This is a genomic window from Rhodoferax sp. LB1P47, from assembly GCF_056521445.1.
In genome coordinates this window covers 25,766-39,486 of sequence record NZ_JBWMAU010000006.1, presented here as the reverse complement: position 1 = coordinate 39,486, position 13,721 = coordinate 25,766, and the positions used below count along the sequence as shown (strand labels likewise).

The 13,721-nt window shown below is 63.9% G+C and carries 12 protein-coding genes; 10 read left to right on the top strand and 2 right to left on the bottom strand.

The annotated features are described in order from the left end of the window. Positions 1-3: 3 nt before the first annotated feature. A complete protein-coding gene (locus tag AC0969_RS09095; protein WP_479623819.1) occupies positions 4-1,080 on the top strand; it encodes an ABC transporter ATP-binding protein in 1,077 nt (358 codons plus the stop codon). A 391-nt stretch (positions 1,081-1,471) separates the two neighbouring features. On the opposite strand, the gene AC0969_RS09090 is transcribed toward AC0969_RS09095, so the two are convergent. Then, positions 1,472-3,649 carry a malate synthase G gene (locus tag AC0969_RS09090; RefSeq protein ID WP_479623818.1) on the bottom strand — a complete coding sequence of 726 codons (2,178 nt, stop codon included), beginning with the start codon at positions 3,647-3,649 and terminating at the stop codon, positions 1,472-1,474. Positions 3,650-3,807: 158 nt separating this feature from the next. On the opposite strand from AC0969_RS09090, the gene AC0969_RS09085 reads away from it, so the two are divergent. The 3 genes from AC0969_RS09085 (at position 3,808) to AC0969_RS09075 (ending at position 7,065) form a co-directional block, all read left to right on the top strand. Next, on the top strand, positions 3,808-4,755 hold the full coding sequence (locus tag AC0969_RS09085) for a hydroxymethylglutaryl-CoA lyase (protein ID WP_479623817.1): 948 nt from the start codon (positions 3,808-3,810) through the stop codon (positions 4,753-4,755). Beyond that, positions 4,748-5,938, top strand: coding sequence for a CaiB/BaiF CoA transferase family protein (locus AC0969_RS09080; RefSeq protein WP_479623816.1), 1,191 nt, complete (start codon positions 4,748-4,750; stop codon positions 5,936-5,938). Before AC0969_RS09085 ends, AC0969_RS09080 begins: the two co-directional genes overlap by 8 nt. 194 nt (positions 5,939-6,132) lie before the next feature. After that, entirely contained in the window at positions 6,133-7,065 is a 933-nt protein-coding gene (locus tag AC0969_RS09075; protein WP_479623815.1) for a LysR family transcriptional regulator, read from the top strand. Between the two features lie 26 nt (positions 7,066-7,091). Here the strand turns inward: AC0969_RS09075 and AC0969_RS09070 are convergent, their stop codons facing one another. Further along, positions 7,092-7,400 (bottom strand): PsiF family protein, encoded by a 309-nt coding sequence (locus tag AC0969_RS09070; protein ID WP_479623814.1) that lies wholly within the window; start codon positions 7,398-7,400, stop codon positions 7,092-7,094. A 122-nt stretch (positions 7,401-7,522) separates the two neighbouring features. Between AC0969_RS09070 and argS the strand changes: the two genes are divergently transcribed. From argS to AC0969_RS09040, 6 genes are all read left to right on the top strand, one after another. Continuing rightward, entirely contained in the window at positions 7,523-9,220 is a 1,698-nt protein-coding gene (argS, locus tag AC0969_RS09065; RefSeq protein ID WP_479623813.1) for an arginine--tRNA ligase, read from the top strand. Between the two features lie 8 nt (positions 9,221-9,228). Next, complete coding sequence (locus tag AC0969_RS09060) at positions 9,229-9,921, top strand: SPOR domain-containing protein (RefSeq protein WP_479623812.1); 693 nt, start codon at positions 9,229-9,231, stop codon at positions 9,919-9,921. Positions 9,922-9,984: 63 nt separating this feature from the next. Continuing rightward, positions 9,985-10,638, top strand: coding sequence for a thiol:disulfide interchange protein DsbA/DsbL (locus tag AC0969_RS09055; protein ID WP_479623811.1), 654 nt, complete (start codon positions 9,985-9,987; stop codon positions 10,636-10,638). 108 nt (positions 10,639-10,746) lie between these two features. After that, positions 10,747-11,361 carry a lipopolysaccharide transport periplasmic protein LptA gene (gene lptA / locus AC0969_RS09050; RefSeq protein ID WP_479623810.1) on the top strand — a complete coding sequence of 205 codons (615 nt, stop codon included), beginning with the start codon at positions 10,747-10,749 and terminating at the stop codon, positions 11,359-11,361. Continuing rightward, complete coding sequence (gene lptB, locus AC0969_RS09045; RefSeq protein ID WP_479623809.1) at positions 11,358-12,122, top strand: LPS export ABC transporter ATP-binding protein; 765 nt, start codon at positions 11,358-11,360, stop codon at positions 12,120-12,122. The genes lptA and lptB overlap by 4 nt, the downstream gene beginning before the upstream one ends. A gap of 7 nt (positions 12,123-12,129) precedes the next feature. After that, positions 12,130-13,707: an RNA polymerase factor sigma-54 gene (locus AC0969_RS09040; protein WP_479623808.1), complete on the top strand. Its 1,578-nt coding sequence runs from the start codon at positions 12,130-12,132 to the stop codon at positions 13,705-13,707. Positions 13,708-13,721 lie beyond the last annotated feature (14 nt).

Sequence of the window (13,721 nt, the reverse complement as noted above, 5' to 3'; positions counted from 1 at the left end):
GCAATGGGTTTTCTCGAATTACATGCCGTGCGCAAAAGCTACGGCCCCCAGGTTGCTCTGGCCGGTGTGGATCTGCGCGTGGCCGCAGGTAGCCGCACCGCCATCGTCGGCCCGTCGGGCTCGGGCAAAACCACGCTGCTGCGCATCATTGCGGGCTTTGAAGCCCCGGATGTGGGCCGCGTCACCCTGGGCGGCCAGGCGCTGGCCGATGGCCCCAACGCCGTGCCCGCCCACCGGCGCGGCATTGGCTTTGTGCCGCAAGAAGGCGCGCTGTTCCCGCACCTTAGCGTGGCCGACAACGTCGGCTTCGGCCTGGCCCGCCACGCTCCCGACCGCGTCCAGCGCATCACCGAGCTAATGCAGATGGTGGCGCTCGACCCCGCCATGCTCGCCCGCCGCCCGCACGAACTCTCTGGCGGGCAGCAGCAGCGCGTGGCCCTGGCCCGCGCCCTGGCCCAAAGGCCGCGCCTGATGCTGCTGGACGAGCCCTTTTCGGCGCTAGACACCGGCCTGCGGGCTAGCACCCGCAAAGCCGTAGCCCAGCTGCTGGGTGCAGCCGGTATCACGACCATTTTGGTCACCCATGACCAGGCCGAAGCCCTGTCGTTTGCCGACCAGGTGGCCGTCATGCGTGCCGGTCAGTTGGCCCAGGTCGGCCCGCCGCATGCGCTGTACCTGTGCCCCACGGATGCCGCCACCGCCCAGTTTCTGGGTGAAACCATCGTTTTGCCTGCCCAGCTGTCGCAAGGCTGGGCTAGCTGCGCCCTGGGCGTGATCGCCGCCAACGACCGCCAACGCAGCGGCCCGGCGCAGATCATGCTGCGCCCCGAGCAGTTGCAATTGACCACCGTGCCCGCCATGCCGATGGACCCGATGGACACCGATGCCGAAGCCTGCCTCGGCGTGGTGGAAGACATAGACTTCGGCGGCGCACTCTGCGGCCTGACTGTGCGTTTGTGCGGCGAGGCGCATACCCATACCGCCCCCTTGCTGGTGCGCAGCCCGGCCACCCACATCCCGCCGCTGGGCGCTACTGTGCAAATCACGGTCATGGGTCAGGCCCATGTGTTCGTCTTGTAACTATGTAAGTATTTGTGTAAAAAACCGAAAAATCCTGTCAACCAGGGGCGCGGTTACTTCGTTGAATGTCCACAAGGAGATTCCCGATGACCACCATGCACCGCACCACCGAATACAACTGGCCCTCCGACGACCGCGACCGTCGCCGCATGCCAAGCCGGTAAGTCCCCCACGGGGCTTGTTCCCGACGGCCCGGACCCCCCGGCGCGACGAACCCCCCGTACAACGGCAGCTTAGGCTGCCGTTTTGCGTTGTGGGATGGAATTGGCATGTGGCGTAACGCTCTTGCACCACAAAAAATGGCACCCGCAGGTGCCATTTTTATATGCCAAATTGGACTCTACCGCATACGCTATTTGTGCAAGTAGCTACCAATTCAGTAGCATTTACCTCAAGCCGTACCCGCCTTCACCTTCAAGCGCCAGGCGTGCAGCAGCGGCTCGGTGTAGCCGCTGGGTTGCTCCAGGCCCTTGAATACCAAATCACACGCCGCCTTGTACGCCGCCGACGTGCCAAAGTGGCTCGCCATGGGCTGGTAGGCCGCGTCACCCGCGTTCTGGCCGTCTACCACCGCCGCCATGCGCTCGAAGGTTTCGGTGATCTGGGCGGAGGTCACCACGCCGTGCAGCAACCAGTTGGCCATGTGCTGGCTGCTGATGCGCAGGGTGGCGCGGTCTTCCATCAGGCCGACGTTGTGGATGTCGGGCACCTTGGAGCAGCCCACGCCCTGGTCGACCCAGCGCACCACGTAACCCAGAATGCCCTGGGCGTTGTTGTCCAGCTCTTGCTGCTTCTCGGTGGCGCTCCAGTTCGGCGTGGCGGTGACGGGGATTTGCAGCAGGGCATTCAGGATGTTGTCGCGCTCGCCGTTTGCGTCGATTTTTTCCAGCGCGATCTGGATGTCCGACACCTTGACCTGGTGGTAGTGCAGGGCGTGCAGCGTCGCGCCGGTGGGGCTGGGCACCCAGGCGGTGTTGGCACCGGCCTTGGGATGGGCAATTTTCTGCTCCAGCATGGCGGCCATCAGGTCGGGCATGGCCCACATGCCTTTGCCGATCTGGGCCTTGCCGCGCAGGCCGCAGCTTAAGCCCACCAGCACATTGTTTTTCTCGTACGCGGCGATCCAGGCGCTGGATTTCATGTCGCCCTTGCGGATCATGGGGCCGGCGTGCATGGCGGTGTGCATCTCGTCGCCGGTGCGGTCCAGAAAGCCGGTGTTGATGAAGGCCACGCGGGCGCTGGCGGCGGCAATACAGGCTTTCAGGTTGACGCTGGTGCGGCGCTCTTCGTCCATGATGCCCAGCTTGACGGTGTTTTCCGCCAGGCCCAACACGGCTTCCACGCGGCCAAACAGCTCGCAGGCAAAGGCTACTTCGGCCGGGCCGTGCATCTTGGGCTTGACGATGTAGACCGAGCCAGTACGCGAGTTGCCCTTGCGCTTGAGGTCGTGCAGGGCGATGGTGACGGTGACCATCGCGTCCAGAATGCCTTCTGGGATTTCCTGCCCGTTACCGTACAAAATGGCCGGGTTGGTCATCAAATGGCCGACGTTGCGCACAAACATGAGCGAGCGGCCATGCAGGGTGACCGTGCCGCCGTTGGCTGCGGTGTACACCCGGTCGGGGTTCAGGCGGCGGGTGAAGCTGCCGCTGCCTTTTTGCACTTCTTCGGTCAGCGTGCCGAGCTGGATGCCCAGCCAGTTGCTGTAGGCCAGCACCTTGTCGTCGGCATCCACCACCGCCACCGAATCCTCCAGATCTAGGATGGTGGACAGCGCAGCTTCCAGCACCAGGTCGCTGATGCCCGCTGCGTCGGTCTTGCCAATTGCCGTGCTGCGGTCGATCTGGATGTCGATGTGCAGGCCGTTGTGTTGCAAAAGGATGGATGTAGGGGCGGCGGCATCGCCCTGGTAGCCGATGAAGGCTTCGGGGTCGGCCAAGCCGGTGCTGCCAGCATCTCGCGTGACGACCAGTGCGCCGTTGGCGACGCTGTAGCCGGTGGCGTCGAAGTGCGAGCCGATGTCTAGCGGCACGGCCTGGTCCAGCACATTGCGGGCGAAGGCGATCACCTTGGCACCACGCACCGGGTTGTAGCCCTTGCCCTTTTCCGCGCCGTCGGTCTCCGGAATCACGTCTGTGCCGTACAGCGCGTCGTACAGGCTGCCCCAGCGGGCATTGGCGGCGTTCAGGGCGTAGCGGGCATTTAGCACTGGCACCACCAGCTGTGGCCCGGCTTGCAGGGCCAGCTCGGCATCCACATTGGCCGTGGTGGCAGCCACGTCCAGGGGCATAGGCACCAGGTAGCCGATGGATTCCAGAAACGCGCGGTAGGCAGGCATGTCGGCGATGGGGCCGGGGTGGGCCTTGTGCCAGGCATCCATTTCCCGTTGCAGGCGGTCGCGCTCGGCCAGCAGGGCGATATTCTTGGGGGCCAGGTCGGCCACGATGGCATCAAAACCACTCCAGAATCGGGCGCTGTCCACGCCGGTGCCGGGCAGCACTTTTTCTTCAATGAAACGATGCAGAACAGTGGCTACCTGGAGTTGGTGGCAGGGGGTGCGTGCGGTCATGGTGGTGCGCCTTGGGAAGGGTGTGGAAAAGAGATTAAAGCAAATGGTGGGGGCTACTGTATTGCAACCTTTAAGGCATATTAAGAGGATTAAATTGCATTTATACGTGACAAAATTGATGGTAATTGCCTGCGGGCCGTGCAAAGAAAGCTGCGTCTATGTCTACTGTTAACCCGCCGCCGCTGGGCGTTTTGATCAGCGAAGTCGGCCCCCGCGACGGCCTGCAATCGGTGGCCGCCACCATGCCCACACCGCACAAGCTGCGCTGGCTGGAGGCACTGCACGCCAGCGGCATCCGCGAGGTGGAGGTGGGTTCTTTCGTGCCCGCCAAATTACTGCCGCAAATGGCCGATGTGGCCGAAGTGGTGCGCCATGCGCTGGCCCTGCCCGGCTGGACGGTGATGGCCCTGGTGCCCAACCTGCGCGGGGCCGAGGCGGCGCTGGCAGCGGGCGTGCACAAGCTGACCATTCCCGTCTCCGCCAGCGCCGCCCATTCGCTGGCCAATGTGCGCAAAACCCGCGAGGCGATGGTGGCCGAGGTGGCCCGCATCGTCGCCCTGCGCAACGCCACCGCGCCCGCCGTGCCCATCGAGGTCGGCATGTCCACCGCCTTTGGCTGCACCCTGCAAGGCGCGGTGCCCGATGCCGATGTGCTCTGGCTGGCCACCGAGCTGGTGCGGGTGGGCGTGGACGAAGTGGGCTTGTCGGACACCACCGGCATGGCCAACCCGGCGCAGGTGCGGCGCTTGTTCCTGGCGCTGCGGGCCGAGATCGGCAGCAAGGCCGGGGCCGCCCACATGCACAACACGCGCGGCCTGGGCCTGGCCAACTGTCTGGCTGCGTATGAGGCCGGTGTGCGCACTTTTGATGCGTCGCTGGGTGGTCTGGGCGGCTGTCCGTATGCGCCCGGTGCGTCGGGCAATGTGGTCACCGAAGACCTGGTCTTCATGTTCGAGGCGATGGGCATTGCCACCGGGATTGATCTCGAAAAACTATTCAAAGCCCGCGCCCCTTTGCAAGCCGGTCTGCCCGGCGAAGCAATCTACGGCATGACCCCCGAGGCCGGGTTGCCCAAAAATTTCACCCAAGGATTCCCGAATGTCTGAGACCAACACCTTGCCCTACGCCCACATCCGCGTGGTCGAATTTACCCACATGGTGATGGGCCCCACCTGCGGCCTGGTGCTGGGCGACCTGGGGGCCGAGGTGATCAAGGTCGAACCCATCGGCCACGGCCGCGAGGGCGACAGCACCCGGCAACTGCTGGGCTCGGGTGCGGGATTCTTCGCCCTGTTCAACCGCAACAAAAAAAGCCTGGCGCTGGACCTGCAAACCCCCGAGGGCAAAGAGGCGGTGTTGCGCCTCATCGCCACCGCCGACATCGTCAGCGAGAACTTCAAGCCCGGCACGATGGCCAAGCTGGGTCTGGACTACGCCACGCTCAAAAAGCTAAACCCGCGCCTCATCTACGTCAGCCACAAAGGCTTTTTGCCCGGCCCCTACGACCACCGCACCGCGCTGGACGAGGTGGTGCAGATGATGGGCGGCCTGGCCTATATGACCGGCCGCCCCGGCGACCCGCTGCGCGCGGGCACCAGCGTGAACGACATCATGGGCGGCATGTTCGGCGCGATTGGCGCGATGGCGGCACTCGCCCAGCGCGAGAAAACTGGCCTGGGTCAGGAGGTGCAAAGCGCCTTGTTCGAGAACAACGCCTTTCTGGTGGCCCAGCACATGCTGCAATACGCCGTAACCGGCCAGCCCGCCGCGCCCATGCCCGCCCGTATTTCGCCCTGGGGCATTTACGACGTGTTCAGCGTGCAAGACGGGGTACAGATCTTTCTGGCCGTGGTCAGCAACACGGCGTGGAAGGTGTTTTGCGAAGCCTTTGCCCTGGCTGATTTGCAACACGACGTGCGTCTGGCTAGCAACAACGACCGGGTGCGCGCCCGCGAATGGATGATGCCGCTGCTGCGCGAGCGCATGGCCGCCTTCAGCGCCGCCCATATCGCCGAGGTGTTCGAGCGCCACGCGCTGCCCTTTGCCCCCATCACCCGCCCGCACGACCTGCTGGACGACCCGCACCTGCAAGCCACCGGCGGCCTAGCCCCCATGACCCTGCCCGACGGTCGCGCCACCCACACCGTGCTGCTGCCGCTGACGCTGGACGGCCAGCGCCCCGGCCTGCGGCTAGACCCGCCGCGCCTGGGCGAGCACAGCGCCGAGCTGCTGGGCGAGCTGGGCTATGGCGAGGCCGAGATTGCGCAGCTGATGCTATTGAATGGGTAGCCTGGTGGGGTCAGATCCCCATTGCGCACACGGATCGTGAAAGTCGCAAAAGTGCTCGTGCCCGCAATGGGGATCTGACCCCTCCGGGCGGTTTTCCGTGACGGGTGGTTGTGCTTTAGCGTGCTATAAAATATATAGCTATTGCTGTTTGTACAGCATGCGCTAGAGCCGTATTTTTTATAAATTTTCAACCGATGGCCCAACTCAAGCAACTGGAAACTTTTGTCGCCGTGGCCGCCCGGGGCAGTCTGACCGCCGCAGCCCTAGCCGAGGGCGTTGCCCCGGCCATCATCGGGCGGCGGCTGGACGCGTTGGAGCAGCGGCTGGGCGTGAAGCTGTTGCTGCGCACCACCCGGCGCATCAGCCTCACAAACGAGGGCAGCGCGTTTCTGGACGACTGCCAGCGCGTGCTGGCCGACCTGGCGAATGCCGAGGCCAGCGTGTCGGCGGGGGGCGTGCAGGCCAGCGGCCACCTGCGTATCACCGCGCCTGCTGGCTTTGGCCGCCGCCACGTGGCCCCGCTGGTGCCGTGGTTTCGCGAGCAGCACCCGGATGTCAGCGTGACCCTGAACCTGAGCGACCGGGTGGTGGACCTGGGCGGCGAGGGCTTTGACTGCGCGGTGCGGGTGGGGGATTTGCCCGATTCGTCCCTGGTCAGCGTGCGGCTGGCCGACAACCGCCGTCTGTGCGTGGCCACCCCGGCTTTTTTAAAGCGGCATGGCACGCCGCAGCAGCCCGGCGATTTGGTCAAATTTGACTGTCTGGCCCTGTCCAGCGAGGCCTCGCAAACCCGGGGCTGGGCGTTTACCGTGCCGGGCGGCCCCGAGGTGTTCTACGCCAAGCCCAGCGGCCCGCTGAACTGCTCCGACGGCCAGGTGCTGCACGACTGGTGTCTGGCGGGCTACGGCATTGCCTGGCGCAGCACCTGGGAGGTAGAGGCCGAGATCGCCAGCGGCCAACTGGTGTCGGTGCTGGACGCGTTTGCCGCGCCGCCCAACGGCATCTACGCGGTGTTCCCGCAGCGCAAACACCTGCCACTGCGGCTGCGGCTGTGGATTGATTTTTTGAAGCAGCACTACGGTCGGGCGGGGTTCTGGGCCGCAGCGGACGTAAAAAAACCCGGCTAACCGGGTTTTTTAGAGCGGGCAGGGGCTTAGCCCTTCAGGCATTCGCTCATGAACTTCTTGCGTTCGTCGCCTTTTTTGCCGGTAGCGTCTTTGTTGCAGGTGGTCATCTTGCTTTGCTGGGCGGTCTTGCCGTCGGCAGCTGCTGGGGCTTCGGCCTTGGCGCTCAGGCAGGTTTTCATGAAGGCCTTGCGCTCGTCGCCTTTTTGGCCTTTGGCTTCGGCGTTGCAGGTGGCCATTTTGGACTGCTGGGCGGTTTTGGGCTTGTCTTCGGCGTGGGCCATGCCCAGCGAGAAAGCCATGCCCAGGGCAGCGATCAGAGGTAAGAGACGTTTCATGCAAGCTCCAAAAGAAGGATGGGGGGTTGTAATCCTGTGTACAGCGTCCTGCTGCACCGAAGGATTGCACCCTATAACGGCGCATCCCGCAAGCCGGATGACGGCCCCCGTAAAATCGCCGAATGCTCTCAGTCAAACATGAATTGCTCGCGGCGCTGGCCGTCGGGCTGGAAAAAATAGCCCCCGGCGCCGCTGCCAAAGCCGCGTTCGAGTCCCCCAAAGTGGCGGCCCACGGCGATTTCGCCTGCACCGCCGCCATGCAGCTGGCCAAGCCGCTCAAGCTGAACCCGCGCCAACTGGGTGAAAACCTGCGCGCGGCCCTGCTGGAGCAGCCCGCCTTTGAGAAGTGGGTTGAGGCCATCGACATCGCCGGACCGGGCTTCATCAACATCAAACTCAAACCCGCTGCCAAGCAGGAAATCGTGCGCGAAGTGCTGGCCGCCGGGGCCCGCTTCGGCGTGCAGCCCAGCAACGGCCAGCGCATCCTGGTGGAGTTTGTTTCGGCCAACCCCACCGGCCCGCTGCACGTAGGCCACGGCCGCCAGGCGGCTTTGGGCGACGCGATCTGCAACCTGTACGCCACCCAGGGCTGGGACGTGTACCGCGAGTTTTATTACAACGACGCAGGCGTGCAGATCGGCACCCTGGCCACCAGCACGCAACTGCGCGCCCAAGGTTTTAAGCCGGGCGATACCTGCTGGCCCACCGATCCCGACAACCCGGTTAGCAAGAATTTCTACAACGGTGAGTACATCGCCGACATTGCCAACGACTTCTTGGCCCAAAAGTCTGTCAAAGCCGACGACCGTGAAGTCACCGCCTCCGGGGACATAGCTGACTTGAACTCGATCCGTGAATTTGCCGTGGCCTATCTGCGCCGCGAGCAGGATCTGGATTTGCAGGCCTTCCAGGTGAAGTTCGACAATTTCTACCTCGAAACCAGTCTGTACACCAGCGGACGGGTCGATGCCACCGTGCAGTTGCTGCAAGACGCAGGCAAGACCTATGAGCAAGACGGCGCGCTGTGGCTGCAGTCCACCGACTACGGTGACGACAAAAACCGTGTGATGCGCAAGACCGACGGCAGCTACACCTACTTTGTGCCGGATGTGGCCTACCACATCGCCAAATGGCAGCGCGGCTTCACCAAGGTGGTCAACATCCAGGGCACCGACCACCACGGCACCATCGCCCGCGTGCGCGCCGGTTTGCAGGCCGCCAACGTGGGCATTCCACTGGGCTACCCCGACTACGTGCTGCACACGATGGTGCGGGTGGTCAAGGGCGGTGAAGAGGTCAAGATCAGCAAGCGCGCTGGCAGCTACGTCACCCTGCGTGACGTGATCGACTGGACCAGCAAAGATGCCGTGCGCTTTTTCCTGCTGAGCCGCAAGCCCGATACCGAATACACCTTCGACATCGACCTGGCGCTGGCCAAGAACAACGACAACCCGGTCTACTACGTGCAGTACGCCCATGCCCGCATCTGCAAAATGCTGCGCGACTGGGCTGGCGATGTGGCCAGCCTGCAAGGCGTGGACCTGTCCAGCCTGCTGGTGCCGCAGGCCCAAACCCTGATGCTGCAACTGGCCAAGTATCCCGAAATGTTGACCAGTGCGACCGAAACCTTCGCCCCGCACGACGTGACCTTCTACCTGCGCGAACTGGCCGCCAACCTGCATAGCTACTACGACGCAGAGCGCGTGCTGGTGGACGACGAAGTGCTCAAACGGGCCCGCCTGGCCCTGGTCGCCGCATGCGCCCAGGTACTACACAATGGTTTGGCGGTGCTCGGGGTGAGTGCCCCTGAAAAAATGTAATTGAGCGTATGAAAAAACAAAAGCAAACCGGCGGCACCATCATCGGCTTCATCGTCGGGGTGGTGGTGGGCCTGGGGTCGGCGCTGGCGGTGGCGGTGTACGTCACCAAAGTGCCGGTGCCCTTCATGAACGGAAAAACCCAGGCCAACAGCGCCGACCACGACGCGGCCGAAAGCCAGAAGAACAAAGACTGGGACCCCAATACCCCGCTGCATGGCAAAAACCCGGTGCGCCCCGTGGCCCCCGCGCCGATCGCCATGCCCGAGGCAGCGCCCGAGCCGGAACCCCTGGTGGTGGCCCCCGCGCCCCTGCCCGCGACCCCTCCGGCGTCGGCGGCCTCCAAGCCGCTCACCCCCAAACCCGAGCCCAAGCCCGCCACCAGCGCCGACCCCTTGGGCGATTTGGCCAAAGCCAAGGCCAAGGCCACCCCCACCACGGCCCCGGTGCTGGCCCCTACCGCCGAGCCTTTCGAGTACTTTGTGCAGGCCGGAGCCTTTCGCAGCACCGAAGACGCCGAAGCCCAGCGTGCCAAGCTGGCCATGATGGGTATGGAGGCACGGGTGACCGAGCGCGAACAGGCGGGCCGCACGGTCTACCGCGTCCGCATGGGGCCGTACGCCAAGCGTGACGATGCCGAGCGCGCCAAAGACAAGCTGGAAAACGCCGGAGGCGACACCACCCTGGTGCGCGTGCAGCGTTGATGCTGTGGTGCTGAACTTTTTGCCTCAAGCCCCCCTCTGACCCCCCACAAGGAGTGATTTGCAATGAAACGTCGTGAGTTTTCGCTGACCTCAGCCAGTGTGCTGACCGGATCGGCCCTGGCTATTTCGCCCATCGGCAGCGCATTCGCCCAGGGCAAACCGCCCGTGGCGGGCACCGACTACCTGGTGCTGGACAAGCCTGCGCCCACCGAAGCCCCGGCGGGCAAGGTGGAGGTGATCGAGTTCTTCTGGTATGCCTGCTCGCATTGCTTTGCGTTTGAGCCTGCGCTGTCCGCCTGGCTCAAGAAGCTGCCCAAGAACGTGGCTTTCCGTCGCGTGCCGGTGGTGTTCCAGGACAGTTTCATCCCGCCGCAAAAGCTCTACTACACGCTGGAGGCGATGGGCCAGCTAGAGGCGCTGCACAGCAAAGTGTTCAATGCCATCCATGTTGAGCGCCAAAAGCTCGACAAAGACAATCTGGTGATCGACTGGGCCGCCAAGCAGGGCCTGGACAAAGCCAAGTTCGTGGAAACCTACAACTCGTTCTCGGTGACCACCAAGGTGCGTAAAGCCGCGCAATTGCAGCAGGCCTACAACGTGGCCGGTGTGCCGGCAATGGGTGTGGCCGGACGTTTCTACACCGACGGCACGCAAGCCCAGTCGATGGAGCGCGGCCTGACGATCGTGGACTACTTGGTGGCACAGCAGAAAACCTGAAGTCGCCGGTTGCTGCTGAACCGAGGCCCGCTTTTGCGGGCTTTTTTCTGGGCGAATCAAATCGACCACGGCACGACCGGTACAATCATTTGCAAGATTCGTGCCTCTATGAAAAAAGCCTACCCCACCCTCCTATTCTTGCTGCTGTGCGCCTGTGCGGGCGGTTCTGCCTGGGCTGAAAAAGCCGATCGCCTCAAGCCCATGAACATCGAATCCGATGCCATGCGCTACGACGATCTGAAGCAAACCAATGTGTTCACCGGCCGCGTGGTGATGAGCAAGGGCAGTATCGTCATCCGGGGCGGGCGGGTGGATGTGCGCCAGGATGCCGAGGGCAACCAGACCGGCATCGTGACCGCCGAGCCCGGCAAGCTGGCCTACTTCAAGCAAAAGCGCGACGGTGTGGATGAATACATCGAAGGCGAGGGCGAAACCATCCTCTACAACAGCAAGCTGGACAACGTGCGTTTCATCAAGCGTGCCGTGATGCGCCGCTTGCTGGGTAGCAAGGTCAACGACGAAGTCACCGGCGGGGTCATCGTGTATGACAACACCACCGACGTATTTACCGTAGACAACGGCAACTCCGCCAACGACCCTGGCGGCCAGAACGGCCGGGTTCGTGCCATGTTGACCCCCAAGGTGACGGCCCCAGCCGCTGCTGCCAGCGCCACCAGCCCCGCGCTGCGCTCCAGTACCACGCTAGAGGGCGCGCAGAAGTGAGCGGCCCGGTTGCCGTGGCAGAAAGCCGCCTGGAAGCCCGCCATCTGCAAAAAGCCTACGGCAGCCGTAAAGTCGTCAAAGACGTGACCCTGGCGGTCAAAAAAGGCGAAGTGGTCGGGCTGCTGGGCCCCAACGGCGCAGGTAAAACCACCTCGTTCTACATGATTGTGGGCCTGGTGCGGGCCGATGGCGGCAGCATTTCCATCGACGGCCAGCCGGTTGAGCACATGCCGATCCACCGCCGTTCGCGCCTGGGCCTGAGCTATTTGCCGCAAGAGGCCTCGATTTTCCGCAAGCTCACGGTGGAAGAAAACGTGCGCGCCGTGCTGGAGCTGCAACACGACGAGCAGGGCAAGTCGCTGACCAAACCGGTGATCGAAGCCCGCCTCACCGCCTTGCTGGAAGACCTGCGGGTCGAACACCTGCGCGACTCCTCGGCGATGGCCCTGTCCGGGGGCGAGCGCCGCCGGGTCGAGATTGCCCGCGCCCTGGCCACCCAGCCGCGCTTCATCCTGCTGGACGAACCGTTTGCCGGTATCGACCCGATTGCGGTGATCGAGATCCAGCGCATCATCGGCTTCCTGAAGTCGCGCGGCATTGGTGTGTTGATCACCGACCACAACGTGCGCGAAACCCTGGGTATTTGCGACCACGCCTACATCATCAGCGACGGCAACGTGCTGGCCGAAGGTACGCCGTCCGAGATCGTCGACAACGCCGATGTGCGGCGCGTCTACCTCGGCGAGCACTTCCGTATGTGATCGCACGATGAAGCAAGGCCTCTCCCTACGCGTTTCCCAGCACCTGGCGCTCACGCCCCAGTTACAACAGTCCATCCGTCTTTTGCAGCTGTCCACCCTGGAACTCAGCCAGGAAGTGGACCAGATGCTGGACGATAACCCGTTTCTGGAGCGCAACCTGGACGACGCGCCGCGCGAAGAGTTTGGTTTGGCCCAGTCCGACACCCCCGTCAGCGCGGGTGACCGCGAAACCGAGTCTGCTCCTACTTCTGTAGCTGAATACGCAGGTGAATCCAGCGCTGAAGCCTCAAATGACTCTGAAACCCCACTCACCGGTGGCGACGACACCAGCTGGGACGGCGACGGCAGCTCTGAGATCAGGCCCGACGACAGCGAGTGGGGCGGCGACGCACCCGCCCGCCACAACAACCTGGGCGAAGAAGGCGAGGCCGATGCCACCGAGCTGGCCCGCAACCAGGAGTCGCTGACCAGCTTTCTGCACCGCCAGGCCTTGGCGTTGCGCCTGGGCGAGGTGGACCAGGCGGCGCTGCGCTTTTTGATCGAATCGCTGAACGACGACGGCTACCTGGAAGACGACCTGGCCACCCTGGCCCAAGGCCTGTCGGGTGGCGACTCGGAAGCGCAGGAGGAACTGGTACACCGCTTCACCGTCGCTCTGGGCCTGTTGCAAAGCCTGGAACCGCCGGGGGTGGGGGCAACCCATCTGGGCGAATGCCTGCTGCTGCAACTCAAGGCTTTGAAGGCCACCCTGGGCGACGACCCGGTGCGCAAAACCGCGCTGCGCATCTGCCGCCAGCCGATGGACCTGCTGGCCCGGCGCGATGTGAAGCGCCTGTGCCAGCTGTGCCACGCCAGTGATGCCGACATCAAAGCCGCGATTGCCATGATTGCCCGGCTGGAGCCCAAGCCCGGCCGCCGCTTTGTGGACGTGGAGCGCAACATCGTGGTGCCCGACGTGATTGTTGCCAAAGTGGGGCGTGGCGCCAATACCAAGTTTCGGGTGGCGCTGAACCCCGAGGTGATGCCGCGCTTGCGGGTGCACGACATCTATGCCAACGCGCTGCGCCTGCACAAGGGCGGTGGTAAGGACTCCTCGAACAACGCCGCACTCCAGCAGCGCCTGCAAGAAGCCCGCTGGTTCATCAAGAACATCCAGCAGCGCTTCGACACCATCCTGCGGGTCAGCAACGCCATCGTGGAGCGGCAAAAGAACTTCTTCAGCCACGGTGCGCTGGCCATGCGCCCGCTGGTGCTGCGCGAGATTGCCGACGAGCTGGGCCTGCACGAATCCACCATCAGCCGCGTCACCACCGCCAAGTACATGGCCACGCCGTACGGCACGTTTGAGCTGAAATACTTCTTCGGCTCGTCGCTCGGCACCGAGACCGGCGGCAACGCCTCCAGTACGGCGGTGCGCGCTCTGATCAAGCAGTTCGTCGCCTCCGAAGATCTGAAAAAACCGTTGAGCGACAGCCAGTTGTCGGACATGCTGAAAGAGCAAGGCATTGAATGCGCCCGCCGCACGGTCGCCAAATACCGCGAAGCCCTGCGGATTGCGCCGACGAATTTGCGCAAGGCGCTGTAACGGGCATCCGATCG

What these genes read in the sequence shown, in the direction of transcription:
- AC0969_RS09095 (WP_479623819.1), top strand. Translation starts at nt 4, where the DNA reads ATGGGTTTTCTCGAATTACATGCCGTGCGCAAAAGCTACGGCCCCCAG.
- AC0969_RS09090 (WP_479623818.1), bottom strand. Translation starts at nt 3,649, where the DNA reads ATGACCGCACGCACCCCCTGCCACCAACTCCAGGTAGCCACTGTTCTG.
- AC0969_RS09085 (WP_479623817.1), top strand. Translation starts at nt 3,808, where the DNA reads ATGTCTACTGTTAACCCGCCGCCGCTGGGCGTTTTGATCAGCGAAGTC.
- AC0969_RS09080 (WP_479623816.1), top strand. Translation starts at nt 4,748, where the DNA reads ATGTCTGAGACCAACACCTTGCCCTACGCCCACATCCGCGTGGTCGAA.
- AC0969_RS09075 (WP_479623815.1), top strand. Translation starts at nt 6,133, where the DNA reads ATGGCCCAACTCAAGCAACTGGAAACTTTTGTCGCCGTGGCCGCCCGG.
- AC0969_RS09070 (WP_479623814.1), bottom strand. Translation starts at nt 7,400, where the DNA reads ATGAAACGTCTCTTACCTCTGATCGCTGCCCTGGGCATGGCTTTCTCG.
- argS (WP_479623813.1), top strand. Translation starts at nt 7,523, where the DNA reads ATGCTCTCAGTCAAACATGAATTGCTCGCGGCGCTGGCCGTCGGGCTG.
- AC0969_RS09060 (WP_479623812.1), top strand. Translation starts at nt 9,229, where the DNA reads ATGAAAAAACAAAAGCAAACCGGCGGCACCATCATCGGCTTCATCGTC.
- AC0969_RS09055 (WP_479623811.1), top strand. Translation starts at nt 9,985, where the DNA reads ATGAAACGTCGTGAGTTTTCGCTGACCTCAGCCAGTGTGCTGACCGGA.
- lptA (WP_479623810.1), top strand. Translation starts at nt 10,747, where the DNA reads ATGAAAAAAGCCTACCCCACCCTCCTATTCTTGCTGCTGTGCGCCTGT.
- AC0969_RS09040 (WP_479623808.1), top strand. Translation starts at nt 12,130, where the DNA reads ATGAAGCAAGGCCTCTCCCTACGCGTTTCCCAGCACCTGGCGCTCACG.